Genomic DNA, 15,302 nt, shown 5'->3' with positions numbered 1-15,302 from the left:
CCCGTGCACCGCCGCTGGAGCCGGCGCCCGGAAAGGAGCACGAAAGACAGCCCGCCTAGGCTCTGCCCGAATTAGCCGGAGAGCCGTCTTGCGCGTCCAGTGGAAAATTCTTTGCGATTTCGACGGTACCGTGTCGCTGCAGGATGTGACCGATACCTTGCTCGAGCGGCTCGGCCAGCCTGGCTGGCGCGCGTTGGAAGAGGATTGGGTGGCCGGGCGCATCGGTGCGCGCGAGTGCATGAGCGGGCAGGTGGCGTTGCTCGACGGGGACGTGGATGCGCTCCACCGCGTGCTCGACGAGGTCCGCATCGATCCGGCGTTCGTGCGCTTCGTCGATCTGGCGCGCGATTTGGGCATGCCGCTGAGCATCGTCAGCGACGGCCTGGACTACCCGATCGCGCGGATCCTGGCGCGGCACGGCTTGCATCAGTTGCCGATCATCGCCAACCGCCTGCTGCGCACCGACGCCGGACGCTGGCGCATGGCCTCGCCGCACGCGCAGCCCGGCTGCGCCAGCGGCACCTGCAAGTGCGCGGTCATGGCCCAGCAGGAACCGGCGCACGCCACTTTGCTGATCGGCGACGGCCGCTCCGATTTCTGCGTGGCCGGCAAGGCCGATCTCGTATTCGCCAAGGACGGCCTTTTGCGCCATTGCCGCGCCAGCGGCATCGCACATCGCGCGATCGACGGGTTCGACGACGCCATCGCCCTGCTGCACGAACTCGCCGCGCCTGCCGTCGCCAGTGCGCGCCTCCCACTCCCCGTTCCCCAACGAGCCTGATCCTATGAATCGGAATGTTCTCCCCACCGCGCTTGCGCCGCTCCTCGGCGATCTCGACACGCTCGATCTGGCCGCGCACGACGGTCTGCAGCCGGCCTCGCCCGATCCGGATGCGCTGCTGCGCACCGGCCCGGCCTACCACGCCGCGCTCGGCGATGCGCAGATGCTGGCCGATGAAGCCGAGTACTGCTCGTTCGGTGATACCGTGCACTACAGCGAGCCGCCGCGGATCTTCGCGCACTGCGACGGCAGCTACCTGTACGACACCGAAGAGGTGCCGTACCTGGACCTGCAGATGTGGTACTCGGCGGTCAACTTCGGCTACGCCAATCCGCGCCTGAACGCTGCCCTGAAGCGGCAGATCGACAGCCTGCCGCAGGTGGCCAGCCAGTACCTGCACCCGACCAAGATCGAGCTGGCCAAGACCATCGCGCTGGATGCCGAACGCAAGTGGGGCCGCAAGGGCCGCGTGCACTTCAACGTCGGCGGCGCGCAGTCGGTGGAGGATTCGCTGAAGCTGGTGCGCAACGCCACCGGCGGCAAGAGCCTGATGTTCGCCTTCGAGGGTGGCTACCACGGCCGCACACTGGGCGCCTCGGCGATCACCTCCTCGTATCGCTACCGGCGCCGTTTCGGCCATTTCGACCGCGCCCAGTTCATCGAATTCCCGTACCACTTCCGCGGCCCCAAGGGCATGTCCAAGGAAGAATACGGCGAGCAGTGCGTGGCCAAGTTCGAGCGCCTGTTCGAGACCGAGTACAACGGCGTGTGGGATCCCAAGGCCGGGCAGTGCGAATACGCCGCGTTCTACGTCGAGCCGATCCAGGGCACCGGCGGCTACGTGATCCCGCCGCCGAACTTCTTCACCGGTTTGAAGAAGGTGCTGGACAAGTACGGCATCCTGCTGGTGGTGGACGAGATCCAGATGGGCTTCTTCCGCACCGGCAAGCTGTGGGCGATCGAGCATTTCGGGGTGACCCCGGACGTGCTGGTGTTCGGCAAGGCGCTGACCAACGGCCTCAATCCGCTGGCCGGCATCTGGGCGCGCGAAGAGCTGATCAACCCGACCGTGTTCCCGCCGGGTTCGACCCATTCCACCTTCGCCTCCAATCCGCTCGGCACCGCGGTGGGCCTGGAGACGATGCGTATGCTGGCCGAGACCGACTACGAGTCGATGGTCATGGCCAAGGGCGCGCACTTCCTCGACGGCCTGCGCGACCTGCAGACGCGCCATCCGGAAATCGGCGACGTCGACGGCCTGGGCCTGGCGCTGCGCGCGGAGATCTGCCAGGCGGACGGCTTCACCCCGAACCGCAAGCTGCTCGACACGATGGTGGACATGGGCCTGGAAGGCGAGCTGCGCCACAACGGCAAGCGCATCGGCCTGGTGCTGGACGTGGGCGGCTACTACAAGAACGTGATCACCCTGGCGCCGTCGCTGCACATCAGCCACGACGAGATCGATCTGGGCCTGTCGCTGCTGGACCAGTTGCTGACCCGCGCCAAGCGGGTGGCATGAGATGGCGGGAGACAGCGCGTTGGCGCCGCGTTGCCTCCCGTTTTCTGCCGCGGCCGGCGTCTCAGCCGGCCGCGCGCAGCGCCAGCACCGCGTTGAGTCCGCCGAAGGCGAAGGAATTGCTGAGCACCGCGCGCACCTGTTGCGCGCGGGCCCGGTTGGGCACGTAGTCCAGGTCGCAGTCCGGATCCGGATCGAGGAAGTTGGCGGTCGGCGGGACCCGCTGCTCGCGCAACGCGCCGATCGCCGCGACCAGCTCCAGCGCGCCGGCGGCGCCCAGCGCATGTCCGTGCACCGCCTTGGTCGAAGTCACCGCCAGCGCATCGGCGTGGCTGTCGAACACCTGGCGGATCGCCTGCGTCTCGCAGCGGTCGTTGGCCAGGGTGCCGGTGCCGTGGGCGTTGATGTAGTCGATCTGCTGCGGCTGCAGTCCCGCGTCCTGCAGCGCCAGGCGCATCGCCGCGGCGGCGCCGTCGGCGCTGGGCGCGACGATGTCGTGGGCGTCGGCACTCATGCCGAAGCCGGCCAGTTCGGCCAGCGCCGCCGCGCCGCGCGCGGCCGCATGCGCGGCGCTTTCCAGCACGAAGATGCCGGCGCCTTCGCCCAGCACCAGGCCGCTGCGCTGCGCGCAGAACGGCCGGCAGGTGTCGTCGCTGACCACGCGCATTGCTTCCCAGGCGCGGATCAGCGGCAGGCTGAAGCAGGCTTCGCTGCCGCCGGCGATGGCCACGTCGGCCAGGCCGTGGCGGATCAGCAGCGCCGCCTGCGCCAGCGCGTGGTTGGCCGAGGCGCAGGCGCTGGCAACGGCGAAGGCCGGGCCGCGCAGGCCGAAGGCGATGCTGATCTGGCTGACCGGGGCGTTGTTCATGCTGCGCACGATGGTCAGCGGATGCAGGCGCTCGGCCTGCTCGCGGTACAGCCGACGCGATTGTTCGTCGCGGCTCAGTTCGGCGCCGACGCCGGTGCCGATCACCACCGCGCCGCGTACGGCGCCGGCGCCGTCCACCTCCAGGCCGGACTGGGCCACGGCCTCGTAGGCCGCGACCAGCGCCATCTGCGTCATGCGATCCAGCTGGCCCGGCGCGATGCCGCCCAACTGCGCCGCCTGCGGTGCGAAATCGGGCACGCTGGCGGCCAGGCGCATCTTCAGCGTGGCCTGCGGATCGGGCGTGGCCAGCGCGGCGATGCCGCTACGGCCTTCGCACATGCCGCGCCACAAGGTATCGGCACCCAGGCCGAGCGCGCTGACCGCGCCCATCCCGGTGACGACGACGCGGTGTCCCTGCGCCGAGCGCTGCATGCCGGCTCAGTGCACCGGTGCCAGCGCCGCGGCGGCCGCCTTGGCGTCCAGCGCCTGCTGCACCGCTTCGGCCAGCTTACCCAGCGAGCCGTCGTCCAGGTTCGGATCGCGCTGCGGGAAGGTGATGTCGAAGTGTTCCTCGATGTCGAACAGGATTTCGATCGCCTCGAGCGAATCCACGCCCAGGTCCTGCAGTTTGGTGTCCGGGCTCAGGCCGGCGGGGTCGATCTCGCCATGCTTGGCGACGATGCTGTGGATCTGAGTCTCGATAGACGGGGTCATGGCAGTCCTCCGCGAAATGAATGGCCACCGCGCGGCGGATGCCGCCGGTGGAAGGCATGCCGCGGCCCACGGCTGCGGCGTCCATCCTCCACGCTAGCCGGTCAATCTTGCAGATGCCTTTCGTAAGCCAACTGGAACCGCAGGCGCTGCAGCAGCAGTTCCTCGCACACCCGCCGCAGGCCTTCCAGGCCCGTACCCTGGAGCACGGCGTGCCGGCGTTCGAGGCCGAGTTCGACCTGCTGACCACCGCCGATCCGGCGCTGCGCGCGCGCGTGGCCGGCTGGCCGCTGCAACGGCTGTGGCGGCACTGGCTGCGGCCGCGCACCAGCTTCGTCGGCAGCACCGTCAGCGAATACGCCTGGCTGCCGCGCGCGGCCGACCCGGCGCAGTTGCCCGGCCAGTGGCGGAGGCAGCTGGGGCGCCAGCGCCCGCTGCTGATCGTCAAGGACATCCCGCAGCACTCGCCGCTGCTCGACGCCACCGACAACGCCTGGGCGCACGTGTTCCTGGAGGCCTGCGCGCGCAGCGGCTACGTGCTGCTGCGCGGGCAGGCGCTGGCCTGGGTGCCGATCGATTTCGCCTCCACCGACGAGTACCTGGCACGCCTGTCGCGCGGCCGCCGCCGCAACATCCGCCGCAAGCTGCGCTCGCGTGCGGACCTGGAGATCGAGGCCCTGCCGACCGGCGCCGCCTTCGCCGACCCGGCGCTGCGCGCGCACTGCTACGCGCTGTATCTGGAGGTCTATGCGCAGAGCGAGGTGCACTTCGACCTGCTGACCGCCGCGTTCTTCGATGCGCTGCTGACCGATGCCGACGCCGGCGGCCTGGTGTTCACCTATCGCCACCAGGGCCGGCTGATCGGCTGGAACCTGTGTTACGTGCACGAGGGGCGGCTGCTGGACAAGTACATCGGCCTGCACTATCCGGATGCGCGCGAGCACAACCTGTACGCGCTGAGCTGGATGCACAACCTGGACTACGCCTGCCGCCATGGCCTGCGCGCCTATGTCGCCGGCTGGACCGATCCGGAAGTGAAGGCGCAACTCGGCGCCAGCTTCACCTACACCTGGCATGCGGTGTATCTGCGCAACCCGCTGCTGCGCATCGCGCTGCGGCGGCTGCGGCCGCTGTTCGAAGCCGACGATGTCGGCGTTGCCGACACCGATGCCGACCTGGCGGAATGAGATGAGCGCACCGGTACTGCTGGACCTGGACGACTCCCTTGGCGCGGTGCCGGGCGCGTTGCGCCTGCCGCTGCAGGCGTGGTGCGACGGGCTGCGCTTCGCCTGTTCGCTGCGCCGGCTGCGGCGTTTCGGCGCCGCGCTCGACGGCTTGCTGCCGGCGCGGCACGGCACCGTGCTGCTCGGCAGCGGCGATTTCCATCATCTGAGCCTGCCGCTGATCGTGCGCCAGGCGCAGCGGGCACAGGCGCCGCTGCGGGTGGTGGTGTTCGACAATCACCCGGACAACATGCGCTTCCCGTTCGCGGTGCATTGCGGCTCGTGGGTGTGGCGGGTCGCGGCGCTGCCGCAGGTGGCGCGGGTGGAGGTGGTCGGCATCACATCCGGCGATGTCGGCGCATCGCATGCCTGGGAAAACCATCTGCGGCCGCTGTACCGCGGCAAGCTGCGCTACTGGTGCAGCGGCGTCGACGTGGACTGGGCGCGGCGCCTGGGCCTGGGCCGCGCGGTGCGCGGCTTCGGCTCCAGCATGGAGATGATCGACGCCTTCCTGCAACACCTGCGCAGCACGCCGATGCCGACCTACCTGTCGCTGGACAAGGACGTGCTGGACCCGCAGGACGCGCGCACCAACTGGGACCAGGGCGAACTGCGGGTGCCGCACCTGCTCACCGCCATCGCCTACCTGCACGGGCAACTGCTTGGCAGCGACATCACCGGCGAGGTATCGGAAGCGCGGTATCCGCAGTGGTGGAAGCGGCGCCTGGCGGCGCTGGATGCGCAGCCAGCGCCGTCGCTGCAATCGCTGGCCGCGTGGCAGGCGCAGCAGCACGAGGTGAACCTGCGGCTGCTGGAAGCGCTGGCGGAGGCCGGGCTGCCGCGGTAGCGCGGCGGGCCTGCGCAAAACGGACAATCTTGTAGGAGCGGCTTCAGCCGCGACATCGCCTTGCCGGAGAGTGCCTGTCGCGGCTGAAGCCGCTCCTACAGGAGAGTGCAGGGGGCGGCAGCGTTGTTGGATCGGCTCATCGGCTCCGCACACACCTGCCGCAGCACCGTGACGATCGCCTCGAACCCCTCGTCGTCCAGCCACGGGCTGTTGCTGATGCTGACGCAGCGCGCGGCGAAGTCGCGTGCGTGCGGCATCGGGGCGGCATCGACGATGCCGTGCAGGTAGGCGTAGTCGGGCAGGGCGTGCACGAACAGCAGGCCGACGCCGAGTCCGCGCGGCCACAGCTGCGCCAGTGCGCGCTCGCGCGCAGCCGCGTCCGGCAGCAGCACCAGCAGGGCCGGCCAGCTGCCCTGCGCGCCGGCGCTGTCGGCGACCACGTGCAGCCCATCGAGCGCGGCCAGGCGCGCGCTGCGGCGCTGGCCCTGCGCGCGCGCCGCAGCCAGGAACGCCGGCCAGCGCGCGCTGGCGCGCACGCCGACCGCCTCGCGCCAGGCACCGACCGCGTGCTGCGGGATCGCCGCATCGAAATGGTCGCCGGCCGCGGCCACGCGGTCGCCGCGGCGCAATGCGCGGCGCAGCGGCGCGCCGTAGGCCCAGCGCAAGGGGTGCGGACGGTACAGCGCGGCGTAGCCGAGCAATTGCAGGCTGCGCTGCAGTTCCCGGCGCCAGTCGGGCTGGCCCAGGCGCGTCGCCATCGCGGCCAGGCTGCGCCGCAACGGCGCGTGCGGCGACATCAGCAGGCCGCCTTCGTACAGGGTGAGGCCTTTGCCCACCGCCAGGCTGCAGAAGCCGATGTCGCCGCCCAGGCCGGCCGGGGTGCCGTCGGCGTGCACGCCGCCCAGCGCCTGCGCGGCATCCTCGATCAGCATCGCGCCGCAGGCCGCGGCGGCCTGCCGCAGCGGTTCCAAGTCGGTCAGGCGTCCGCCCAGTTGGGTGGCGATGATCGCCAGGGTGTCGCCGCCGCAACGCTGCGCCAGCTGCGCGGGGTCGGGTTCGATCGAATCGGGCAGCAGATCGCACAGCACCAGTTGCAGGCCGCAATGCGCCACCGCCAGCGCGACCAGTGGGCAGGTGTAGGCGGCCACCAGCACCTGCCGGCGGCGGCTGCTGGCGGCCAGGGTGCGTAACGCGATGACCAGCGCGGCGGTGCCCGAGCAGGTCAGCAACGCATCGGGAAAGCCGAGGTGCGCGGCCAGCCGCTGCGGCGTGCGCGCCGGCCACAGGTCGCGCCAGCGCAGCGGCAGGCCGGCGGTGGGCGGAACCTCAGTGCGCATCGGCCGGCGCGGCACGCTCGCCGAGCGCGAGGCAGACGATGCCGGCCACGATCAGCGCCGCGCCCAGCGCCTGCAACAGGCCGATCGGTTCGCCGAACCACCAGGCCGACAGCAGCAGCACGCTGACCACTTCCAGGTGCGAGGCGGCGAAGGCCGGGCCGATCGGCGCGTGCTCGAGCAGTTTCATCCAGGTGAAGAACGCGCCGACATAGCCCAGCAGCGCGGCGTACAGCCAGGGGCTGGCGAGCAGGCGCAGCACCCAGGCCCACTCGGCCTGCGGCGGGAACGCGTGCGCGCCGCCGAGCTTGAAGCCGAACTGGGCCAGGGTGTCGAAGCCCAGCAGCAGGGCGAAGCCGAGCGCGTAGCGGTGCAGCGGCGGGCGGGTCATGTGCCGAGCCCGACCACGGCCACGCCGGCGCTGACCAGGCAGATTCCGGCGACCTGCATGCGCCCCAGCCGTTCGCCGAACAGCCAGCGCCCGGCGAGCATGATCGCCACGATGTTGATCGAGCCGAGCAGCACGCCGCGGCCCAGCGGCACCAGCGACAGGAACGCGGTCCAGGCCAGGAATTCGAACGCGTAGCAGGCCATGCCCAGCCACAGCCACGGCTGCCGCGCCATGCGCCGCCAGCGCGCCGCGCCGCGCGCCAGCGGATCGCTGGCGACGTGCTTGAAGGCCAGCTGGCCGACCGTGTCCAGCGCCACCGTCGCCAGCCACACGCCGACCACGGGCGCCTGCAGCGCCATCAGGCGGCCTGGCGCGGCGCCGCGGCCTGCGCGGCGAAGAACTGCGCCAGGCGCGCGCCGAGCACGCGGCGTTCGCGGTCCAGGGTGATCATGTGGTAGCTGTCGTGCAGCAGCAGCAGTTCCACCGGCCCGGACACGCCGGACACCACCAGTTGCGCGTTGCGCAGATGCGCGATGTCGTCCTCGGCCGCATGCGCGACCAGGCACGGCGCGGTCACCTTGGCCAAGTTGCGGCGCACCCGCCGCGACAGCAGGTGCATCTCGGCCAGCGCGTGCCACGGATTGCCGGGCAGGCCGGCGGCGCTGCTGTCGCCGCCGAGCATCGCGCCGCTCACCTGGGCGCGGATGCGCTCGTCGCGCAGGCCGTACGGCGGTTCTTCCAGGAACATGCGGCGGCGGCCGATGCCCAGGCGCTTGAACCACGGCAGCAGGAACGCCAGCCGCGCGCGCCGCGGGATGTTCCAGCCGTCGTAGCGGAAGGTGGCGCCGAGCACGCCGACGCCGTCGACCCATTCCGGCCGCTCTTCGGCCAGCTGCAGCGCCAGCAGCGCGCCCATCGACAGCCCGGCCACGAACAGTTTGTCCACCTGCGGGCGCATCTGCGCCGCGGCCCGCTCGACGCTGGCGCTCCAGTCGCGCCAGCCGGTGGCGAGCAGGTCGTCCTCGTTGCCGCAGTGCCCGGCCAGTTGCACGCCGTGCACGCTGAAACCCTCGCGGTGCAGGGACTTGCCGAGCAGGCGCATCTCGCTGGGGGTGCCGGTCAGGCCGTGGATCAGCAGCACGCCGTGGCGGCCGCCCTGGAAGTGGAATTCGGCGGATTGGATCATGGCGGCACGGGTAGGCTGCGAGGGAACCCGCGCAGCGTGGCGGATCGGCGTTTCAGCAGCCTTTCGTCAGCGCTGCGCCACGGCGGGGTTGCGGAAACGCACCAGCACGCGCTGGCCCAGGCGCAGCGCCGAGGGTTGCCGGAACGCCAGCACGCAGGCCACGCTGCGGTCGTTGCCAGCGCTGGCGCCGTCGGCATCGTCGTGCAGCTGCGCCGGGCCGAACGCCGGCGCCAGCCAGCGCACCACCGCGGTGCCTAGTGCGGTCTGGCGGCCGTCGTCGCTGATCACTTCGGCCTGCATGCCGGGGCTCACCGCGGCGGCGTAGCTTTCGTTCAATTCGGCGCGGACCAGGCGCGGCGCGTCCGGCAGCAGGGTCAGCAGCGGCGTGGCGCCGCCATCGCTGCGCGCGCCGACCGCGGCGGCCAGCTGCAGCACGTGGCCGTCGGCGGGTGCGTACAGCCGGTATTGGTCGCGCTGCAGTCGCGCCTGGTGCACCTGTTCGGTGGCCAATGCGGCGTCGCTGCGCGCGGCCTGCAACGCGTCGGCCAGGGTCTGGCTGGCGTCGCCGGCATCGTCGGCGCTCTGGCCGTCGCCGGCACCGATCCGCGCCGCCTCGGCCAACCGCCGCTGGCGCTGCTGCGCATGCGCCAAGCGCTGCTGCAGCTGGCTCACGTGCGCATTCGCGGCCTGCGCGCGGGTCTGCGCGATGGCCAGGTCCAGCGCCGCGGCGCGGTCGTCGGCTTCGATCAGCAGTGCGCCGCGGCGCACCGCGTCGCCTTCGTGTACCGCCACCCGCTGCAGCGTCGCGGCGACCGGCAGGCTCAGCCGCAGCAGGCCGCCTTCCACGTCGATGCGCCCGCGCGCCACCGCCAGGTAGGTCGGCGCCGCGTCGGCCGCGGGCGCCGCCTGCGGCGGCCGCGCGCAGGCGCTCAGCAGCAGGCCCAGCAGAGGAGCGGCGAGGAACGCTTTCATGGTGCGGACATCCGGGGCGAAGAGGGAGGCGAGGGCGGCGGCGCCAGGCGGCGGTCGTCGAGGATGCGGCCGTCTTCCATCGACAGCACGCGGTCGGCGTGGCGGATCAGCCGCGGATCGTGGCTGACGCACAGCACCATGGTGTTGTGGCTGCGGGCGATGCGGTGCAGCAGGTCGATCACGATCTGGCCGTTGCCGGCGTCCAGCGCGCTGGTCGGCTCGTCGGCGAACAGCAAGGCCGGGTGCTTGGCCAACGCGCGCGCGATCGCCACGCGCTGCTTCTCGCCACCGGACAGCTCGGCCGGCCGCAGCTGCTGGCGGTGGGCGATGCCGACCTCGGCCAGCGCCGCTTCGGCGCGCGCGCGCACGTCGGCCGCGGCCAGGCCCATGTACTGCAGCGGCAGCCGCACCTGGTCCAGCGCGCTCAACGCCGGGAACAGGTTGAAGCCCTGGAAGATGAAGCCGGTATGGCGCAGGCGAAAGCGCTCCAGCGCGCTCGCGTCGAGCGCGCCCAGGTCTTCGCCCAGCGCCGTCACCCGGCCGGCATCGGCGCGTTGCAGGCCGCTGAGGATCGACAGCAGCGTGCTCTTGCCGCAGCCCGACGGCCCGGAGATCAGGGTCAGTTCGCCGGGCCACACCTGCAGCGTCACTTCGCGCAGCACGTCGGTGCGCAGCTTGCCGGAAACGAAGCTCTTGCACACGCCGCTGCCGTGCAGCGTGGCGGCATCGGGCAACAGCGCGGCGGGCACGGCGGCGCGGTTCATCGCAGCAGCAGCGCCGGATCGGCGCGGCGCAAGCCGCGCAGCGCGGCCAGCGCCGACAGCAGGGTCAGCAGCATCACCGCGGCCACGCACGCGGCCCAGCCGTTGCCGTCGAAGGCCACCGGCACGTCGTGCGCGCGGGCCAGCGCCACCAGCGCGGCGCCGAGCGCGCTGGCGCCGAGCAGGCCGAGCGCGCCGACCCAGGCCGCCTGCTCCAGCACCACCCAGCGCAGCGCGCGCATGCTCACGCCCAAGGCGTTGAGCGTGGCGTACTCGCGCGCGGCGCCGAGCACCGTGGCCAGCAGGGTCTGGCTGGTGATCGCCACGCCGACCAGCAGCACGATGCCGCCGAGGAACAGCACGCCGGAGCCGGCGCCGGTGTCGAACATCCAGAACAGGATGCTGCGGCGGGCGAACTGCGCCGCGCTCCAGGCCTCGATCCGCGCCGGCGCGGCGCTGCCGGCGAGGCTGCGCGCCAGCGCCGCGGCGTCGGTGCCGGGCCGCAGCCGCGCGACCATGTAGGTCGGCCAGTCCGGATGCACGGCATCGGTGTTCAAGGCGCGCGCGGTTTCCAGCGAGGCCAGCACGTTGACCCCGCCCAGCGCGCGCAGGCCGCGGCCGACCCCGATCACCCGCACGCGGTGGCCGTTGATGCGCGCGCTGCGGCCGATGCCGACCCCGAGCTTGTCCAGTTCGGCGCGGTCCACCACCACCGTGTCCGGTTCGCGCAGCGCCGCGCGCAGGGCCGGGCTCAGCAGCCGCGCGAACATCAGCCCGTCGCTGCGGGTGTCGATGCCGGAGACGTAGATCGATACCGCGCCGGTGTCGTCGGGGCCGCGCCAGTCGCCGTCGAACCACACGAACGGTTCGACCTGCAGCACCCGCGGGTCCAGGTACAGCGCGGTGGCGGCATCGGGATCGATCGGGCGGCCCTGATCCACGCTCTGCGTGCCCGGATAGCCCAGCCACAGGTCGGCGTCGGAGCCGGACACGTACACGCTGGCGCTGCCGAAGATGCCCAGCACCAGCGCGGTCTGCAGCAGCAGCAACAGGCTGGCGAAGCCGACCGAGACCACCACCGGCAGGAAGCGGCGCCATTCGTGGCGCAGGGTCTGGCGGGCCAGCGCGACCATCAGGGCGCCGCGCCTGCCGCGCTCGCCACGGTGGCGGCGGTCTGCGTGTCGGCGCTGCCCAGCGCGGTCTGCAGCGCGACGTAGTCGAGATCGCGCTGACGCTGCGCTTCGAGCAGGTCCAGCGCGGCCTGGTCGTGCGCGGCCTGTTGCGCGGCGACGTCCAGATCGCTGCCCAAGCCGAGCTTGCGCCGCGCCTGCGCCGCGTCGGCGGCCTGCTGCAGCGCCTGCGTGGCTTGCTGCTGCGCCAGCACGCGCTGGCGCTGCTGTTCCAGCGCGGTCAGCGCGTTCTGCACCTCGGCCACCGCCTCCAGCACGCATTGGCGATAGGCCAGCGTTGCCGCCTGCAGCAGGTCGCCGCGAGCCTGCGCCTGCGCCTGGCGCAGGCCCCAGTCGAACAGCGGGATGTCGATCAGCGGCCCCAGCGAGGCGATCTCGTGCGGGGTGGCGGTGCGGCGGTGCGAGAGCAGGTTGGTGGACCAGTGGATGGCGCCGCCCAAGCCGATGCTCGGATAGCGGTCGGCGCGGGCGATGCCCAGTTCGCCGGCCGCGCGCAGCACCTCGGCTTCGCGTGCGGCAATGTCCGGGCGGCGCCGCAGCAGGTCGGCGGGCACCGTGTCGATCGCGCCGATCTGCAGGCCGGACGCCGCCGCGCCTGGAGCGGTGGCCGGCGCAACCGCGCTCCACGCCGGGTCCGGTGCGCTGCGCGCCAGCAGCACCGCCAGCCGTTGCGCGGCGGCGGCGCTGGCGCTGCGCGGTTCGCCGAGCGCGGCCTGCGCCTGCAACTGCGCAGCCTGTGCCTGCGCGGCGGCGGCCGGTGGCGCCAGGCGCAGGCCGACCAGCGCGGCGCTCAGCGTCGCCTGCCGCTGGCGCGCGTCGGCGATGCGTTGCAGCAGCGGTTCGGCCAGTTGCGCATGGCGCAGTTCGATCCAGTTGCGCGCCACGTCGGCGACAGTGGCGGTGCGAACCTGTTCCAGGCTGGCCTGTGCGGACTGCAGGTCGCCGCGGCTCATGCGGCGGCTGGCTTCGCCGCGCCCGAACAGCGGCAGTTCCCATTCCGCGTCGAAGCCGGCGACCAGGAACGAGGCACTGGCGTCGGGATCGATCGGTTCCTCGGTGCGCGCGTGCAACTGCGGCTTCAACGCGGCCGTGGCGACGCCGTCCATGCGCCGCGCCGCGCGCAGCCTGGCCAGGGCCTGGGCTACGTCGAGGTCGTCGCGCAGCGCCTGTGCGACCAGGGCGTCGAGTTGCGGATCGTGGAAGTCCTGCCACCAGGCGCTGCCGGCCGGCCGTGGCGTGGCCGCGGCCGGCAGCGCGGTCCATTGCGGCGGCAGCGGTTGGGTCAGGTCGGGCAGCGGGGTGCTGACGCAGCCGGCCAGCGCCGCGGCGCTCAACAGCGCAAGGCCGGTCGGCAAGAATGCGCGGCGCCGGCTCATGCGGACGGCGCCGGGCTGGCCGGCAGCTCCAGCTCCACGCGCAGGCCGCCCAGCGCCGAGCGCTGGTAGCGCAGCGTGGCCTGGTGGCGCGCGGCGATGCTGGCGACGATCGCCAGGCCCAGCCCGGTGCCGCCTTCGGGCGCATCCGGGGCACGGAAGAAGCGTTCGCCCAGGCGCGGCAGCAAGGCTTCGTCCACGCCGGGGCCGGCATCGTCGACCGCCAGCTGCACGTGCCCCGGCTGCCGGCGCAGGCTCACCGTGACCATGCCGCCGGGGGCGTGCTTGAAGGCGTTGTCCAGCAGGTTGTCCAGCAGTTCGCGCAACGACCAGGCATCGGCGGCGACCCAGGCCGGCCCGTCCGTGGTGTCGCCGTCGTAGCCCAGGTCGACCCCGGCCTGCAGCGCGTCGGGAATGCGCTCGGCCAGCGCCTGCGGCAACCATGCGGCCAGGTCCAGCGGCAGCAGCGGGCGGATGCTCTCGCGCGGCGCCTGGGCGCGGGTCAGCGCCAGCAATTGGGTGGAGCTGCGGATCGCGCGGTCGGTCAGCTGGCGGATGTGCTGCAGCGCCTGCGCGGTGTCCTGCGGGCGGGTGCTGGCCTGGGCGCGCTGCACGTGCATGCTCAATCCGGCCAGCGGCGTGCGCAGTTGGTGCGCGGCGTCGGCGACGAAGCGCTCTTGCAGCGCCATCATCTGCTTGAGCCGGCCCAGCAGGCCGTCGATGGCCTGCGTCAGCGGCAGCACTTCGATCGGGATGTCGGGGCCGGACACCGGGCTCAGATCGCGCTGGCTGTCGTCGAGCCGGCGCACCGCCGGTTGCAGCAGGCGCAGGCCCACGCGCACGCCATGCCAGACCAGCGCCAGCAGCGAGCAGGTCAGCAGCAGTTCGGTCGGCAGCATCAGCATCAGGATTTCGCGCGCCCGCCGGTGGCGGTCGTCCAGGGTCTCGGCCACCGAGATCGTCAGCCGGTCGTTGGCCTCCCAGGCCGAGGGCACGATCAGGCTGGCCACGCGCACCGGGGTGCCGTCGGCCATGCGTTCGTCGCGCAGCGCCACCCGGCCGAGCGTGGCCGGCGCAGCGTGCGCCGGGATCGGCTGCGCGCTGTTGCTGATCACCCCGTGGTCGCGGCTGCGCACTTCGAAGAACACCCGCCCATCGCTGCTATATTCGAGCAGCCGCCGCGCCTGCAGCGGCAGCGGCAGGCTGGCGCCGGCGTCGTTGACCGCCTTGGCCAGGCCCAGCGTGTCCTCCTTCAGGTCCATGTCGTGGACGTGGTTGGAGTACTTGAGCATCAGCAGGTAGAACAGCGCCGAGACCACCAGCATCAGCAGCAGCGTCGGGATCAGCAGGAACGCCAGCAGGCGCCGGCGCAGGCTCGGATGGGCGGGAAGCGCGCCCGCCGTCTCGGCTGCCACGGCCACGCTCACGACGCCTGCGGGTCGTGGACGGCGTCGGCGTCGGCATCCGCGCTGCGGGACTCTTCCAGCAGGTAACCCAGGCCGCGGATGGTGCGGATGCCGACGCCGGAGCCGTGCAGCTTGCGGCGCAGGCGGTGCATGGAGATGTCCAGGCCGTTGTCGGTGATCTCGTGCTGCCAGTCGCACAGCGCGTCGGTGAGCTGGCCGCGGCTGACCACCCGGCCGCTGCGCATCAGCAGCGTTTCCAGCAGCGCGAACTCGCGCGCGGTCAGTTCCAGCGGTTCGTCCTGCAGCCACACCCGGCGCCCGGCCAGGTTGATCCGCAACTGGCCCAACGCCAGCTCGGGGATGCCGCCGCTGCTGCGCCGGCGCAGCAGGGCGCGGGTGCGGGCCAGGAACTCGGACAGTTCGAACGGCTTGATCAGGTAATCGTCGGCGCCCTGGTCGAGGGCGCGGATGCGGTCTTCCACGCCGTCGCGCGCGGTCACCACCAGCACCGCCACCTCGTCGCGGCGTTCGCGCACGCGTTGCAGCACCTGCAGGCCGTCGCGCCGCGGCAGGCCCAGGTCCAGCACCAGCAGGTGGTAGGACTCGGCGCTGAGCGCGCGCTCGGCGGCGGCGCCGTCGTTGACATGGTCCACCACGTGCCCGCACTCGGCCAGCGAGTCGCGCAACGCAACGGCAATGGACGTATCGTCTTCGGCAACCAGGATGCGCATGGCGCGAAATGC

The 15,302-nt window shown here is 72.2% G+C and carries 16 protein-coding genes; 4 read left to right on the top strand and 12 right to left on the bottom strand.

Annotated features, from left to right (window positions below; genetic code table 11):
* Nucleotides 1-88 precede the first annotated feature (88 nt).
* Entirely contained in the window at nucleotides 89-781 is a 693-nt protein-coding gene (locus AB3X08_RS12870; RefSeq protein ID WP_369933014.1) for an MtnX-like HAD-IB family phosphatase, read from the top strand.
* A gap of 163 nt (nucleotides 782-944) precedes the next feature.
* Nucleotides 945-2,300, top strand: a complete 1,356-nt coding sequence (locus tag AB3X08_RS12865) for an aspartate aminotransferase family protein (protein WP_369938527.1) — start codon at nucleotides 945-947, stop codon at nucleotides 2,298-2,300.
* A gap of 61 nt (nucleotides 2,301-2,361) precedes the next feature.
* Here the strand turns inward: AB3X08_RS12865 and AB3X08_RS12860 are convergent, their stop codons facing one another.
* Together AB3X08_RS12860 and AB3X08_RS12855 are read right to left on the bottom strand one after the other, a co-directional pair.
* Complete coding sequence (locus AB3X08_RS12860) at nucleotides 2,362-3,597, bottom strand: beta-ketoacyl-[acyl-carrier-protein] synthase family protein (protein ID WP_369933012.1); 1,236 nt, start codon at nucleotides 3,595-3,597, stop codon at nucleotides 2,362-2,364.
* Between the two features lie 6 nt (nucleotides 3,598-3,603).
* Nucleotides 3,604-3,879, bottom strand: coding sequence for an acyl carrier protein (locus tag AB3X08_RS12855; RefSeq protein ID WP_369933011.1), 276 nt, complete (start codon nucleotides 3,877-3,879; stop codon nucleotides 3,604-3,606).
* A gap of 113 nt (nucleotides 3,880-3,992) precedes the next feature.
* Between AB3X08_RS12855 and AB3X08_RS12850 the strand changes: the two genes are divergently transcribed.
* Complete coding sequence (locus AB3X08_RS12850; protein ID WP_369933010.1) at nucleotides 3,993-5,063, top strand: GNAT family N-acetyltransferase; 1,071 nt, start codon at nucleotides 3,993-3,995, stop codon at nucleotides 5,061-5,063.
* A 1-nt stretch (nucleotide 5,064) separates the two neighbouring features.
* Nucleotides 5,065-5,946 (top strand): arginase family protein, encoded by an 882-nt coding sequence (locus tag AB3X08_RS12845; protein WP_369933008.1) that lies wholly within the window; start codon nucleotides 5,065-5,067, stop codon nucleotides 5,944-5,946.
* Between the two features lie 95 nt (nucleotides 5,947-6,041).
* Here the strand turns inward: AB3X08_RS12845 and AB3X08_RS12840 are convergent, their stop codons facing one another.
* The 10 genes from AB3X08_RS12840 to AB3X08_RS12795 form a co-directional block, all read right to left on the bottom strand.
* A complete protein-coding gene (locus tag AB3X08_RS12840) occupies nucleotides 6,042-7,283 on the bottom strand; it encodes a DegT/DnrJ/EryC1/StrS family aminotransferase (protein ID WP_369933007.1) in 1,242 nt (413 codons plus the stop codon).
* A complete protein-coding gene (locus AB3X08_RS12835; protein WP_369933005.1) occupies nucleotides 7,273-7,671 on the bottom strand; it encodes a DMT family transporter in 399 nt (132 codons plus the stop codon). Before AB3X08_RS12835 ends, AB3X08_RS12840 begins: the two co-directional genes overlap by 11 nt.
* Entirely contained in the window at nucleotides 7,668-8,030 is a 363-nt protein-coding gene (locus AB3X08_RS12830) for an EamA family transporter (RefSeq protein ID WP_369933004.1), read from the bottom strand. Before AB3X08_RS12830 ends, AB3X08_RS12835 begins: the two co-directional genes overlap by 4 nt.
* Nucleotides 8,030-8,857: an alpha/beta hydrolase gene (locus AB3X08_RS12825; protein WP_369933003.1), complete on the bottom strand. Its 828-nt coding sequence runs from the start codon at nucleotides 8,855-8,857 to the stop codon at nucleotides 8,030-8,032. The genes AB3X08_RS12830 and AB3X08_RS12825 overlap by 1 nt, the downstream gene beginning before the upstream one ends.
* Nucleotides 8,858-8,923: 66 nt before the next feature.
* Nucleotides 8,924-9,829: an HlyD family secretion protein gene (locus AB3X08_RS12820; protein ID WP_369933002.1), complete on the bottom strand. Its 906-nt coding sequence runs from the start codon at nucleotides 9,827-9,829 to the stop codon at nucleotides 8,924-8,926.
* Nucleotides 9,826-10,593, bottom strand: coding sequence for an ABC transporter ATP-binding protein (locus tag AB3X08_RS12815; RefSeq protein WP_369933001.1), 768 nt, complete (start codon nucleotides 10,591-10,593; stop codon nucleotides 9,826-9,828). The genes AB3X08_RS12820 and AB3X08_RS12815 overlap by 4 nt, the downstream gene beginning before the upstream one ends.
* The gene (locus tag AB3X08_RS12810; protein ID WP_369932999.1) at nucleotides 10,590-11,723 is read right to left on the bottom strand and encodes an ABC transporter permease; all 1,134 of its coding nucleotides are present in this window, start codon (nucleotides 11,721-11,723) and stop codon (nucleotides 10,590-10,592) included. Before AB3X08_RS12810 ends, AB3X08_RS12815 begins: the two co-directional genes overlap by 4 nt.
* Nucleotides 11,723-13,156, bottom strand: a complete 1,434-nt coding sequence (locus tag AB3X08_RS12805; protein ID WP_369932998.1) for a TolC family protein — start codon at nucleotides 13,154-13,156, stop codon at nucleotides 11,723-11,725. Before AB3X08_RS12805 ends, AB3X08_RS12810 begins: the two co-directional genes overlap by 1 nt.
* On the bottom strand, nucleotides 13,153-14,580 hold the full coding sequence (locus tag AB3X08_RS12800) for a sensor histidine kinase (protein WP_369932997.1): 1,428 nt from the start codon (nucleotides 14,578-14,580) through the stop codon (nucleotides 13,153-13,155). Before AB3X08_RS12800 ends, AB3X08_RS12805 begins: the two co-directional genes overlap by 4 nt.
* Entirely contained in the window at nucleotides 14,577-15,290 is a 714-nt protein-coding gene (locus AB3X08_RS12795; RefSeq protein ID WP_369932996.1) for a response regulator, read from the bottom strand. The genes AB3X08_RS12800 and AB3X08_RS12795 overlap by 4 nt, the downstream gene beginning before the upstream one ends.
* Between the last annotated feature and the right edge of the window lie 12 nt (nucleotides 15,291-15,302).

Origin of the sequence: Xanthomonas sp. DAR 34887, assembly GCF_041245805.1 — a bacterium.
Classification (GTDB): domain Bacteria; phylum Pseudomonadota; class Gammaproteobacteria; order Xanthomonadales; family Xanthomonadaceae; genus Xanthomonas_A; species Xanthomonas_A tesorieronis.
The sequence above is the reverse complement of the archived record's forward strand: the minus strand, read 5'-3'. Positions and strand labels throughout refer to the sequence as shown.

What these genes read in the sequence shown, in the direction of transcription:
- AB3X08_RS12810 (WP_369932999.1), bottom strand. Translation starts at nt 11,723, where the DNA reads ATGGTCGCGCTGGCCCGCCAGACCCTGCGCCACGAATGGCGCCGCTTC.
- AB3X08_RS12805 (WP_369932998.1), bottom strand. Translation starts at nt 13,156, where the DNA reads ATGAGCCGGCGCCGCGCATTCTTGCCGACCGGCCTTGCGCTGTTGAGC.
- AB3X08_RS12835 (WP_369933005.1), bottom strand. Translation starts at nt 7,671, where the DNA reads ATGACCCGCCCGCCGCTGCACCGCTACGCGCTCGGCTTCGCCCTGCTG.
- AB3X08_RS12825 (WP_369933003.1), bottom strand. Translation starts at nt 8,857, where the DNA reads ATGATCCAATCCGCCGAATTCCACTTCCAGGGCGGCCGCCACGGCGTG.
- AB3X08_RS12820 (WP_369933002.1), bottom strand. Translation starts at nt 9,829, where the DNA reads ATGAAAGCGTTCCTCGCCGCTCCTCTGCTGGGCCTGCTGCTGAGCGCC.
- AB3X08_RS12845 (WP_369933008.1), top strand. Translation starts at nt 5,065, where the DNA reads ATGAGCGCACCGGTACTGCTGGACCTGGACGACTCCCTTGGCGCGGTG.
- AB3X08_RS12830 (WP_369933004.1), bottom strand. Translation starts at nt 8,030, where the DNA reads ATGGCGCTGCAGGCGCCCGTGGTCGGCGTGTGGCTGGCGACGGTGGCG.
- AB3X08_RS12865 (WP_369938527.1), top strand. Translation starts at nt 945, where the DNA reads ATGCTGGCCGATGAAGCCGAGTACTGCTCGTTCGGTGATACCGTGCAC.
- AB3X08_RS12860 (WP_369933012.1), bottom strand. Translation starts at nt 3,597, where the DNA reads ATGCAGCGCTCGGCGCAGGGACACCGCGTCGTCGTCACCGGGATGGGC.
- AB3X08_RS12840 (WP_369933007.1), bottom strand. Translation starts at nt 7,283, where the DNA reads ATGCGCACTGAGGTTCCGCCCACCGCCGGCCTGCCGCTGCGCTGGCGC.
- AB3X08_RS12855 (WP_369933011.1), bottom strand. Translation starts at nt 3,879, where the DNA reads ATGACCCCGTCTATCGAGACTCAGATCCACAGCATCGTCGCCAAGCAT.
- AB3X08_RS12795 (WP_369932996.1), bottom strand. Translation starts at nt 15,290, where the DNA reads ATGCGCATCCTGGTTGCCGAAGACGATACGTCCATTGCCGTTGCGTTG.
- AB3X08_RS12815 (WP_369933001.1), bottom strand. Translation starts at nt 10,593, where the DNA reads ATGAACCGCGCCGCCGTGCCCGCCGCGCTGTTGCCCGATGCCGCCACG.
- AB3X08_RS12850 (WP_369933010.1), top strand. Translation starts at nt 3,993, where the DNA reads ATGCCTTTCGTAAGCCAACTGGAACCGCAGGCGCTGCAGCAGCAGTTC.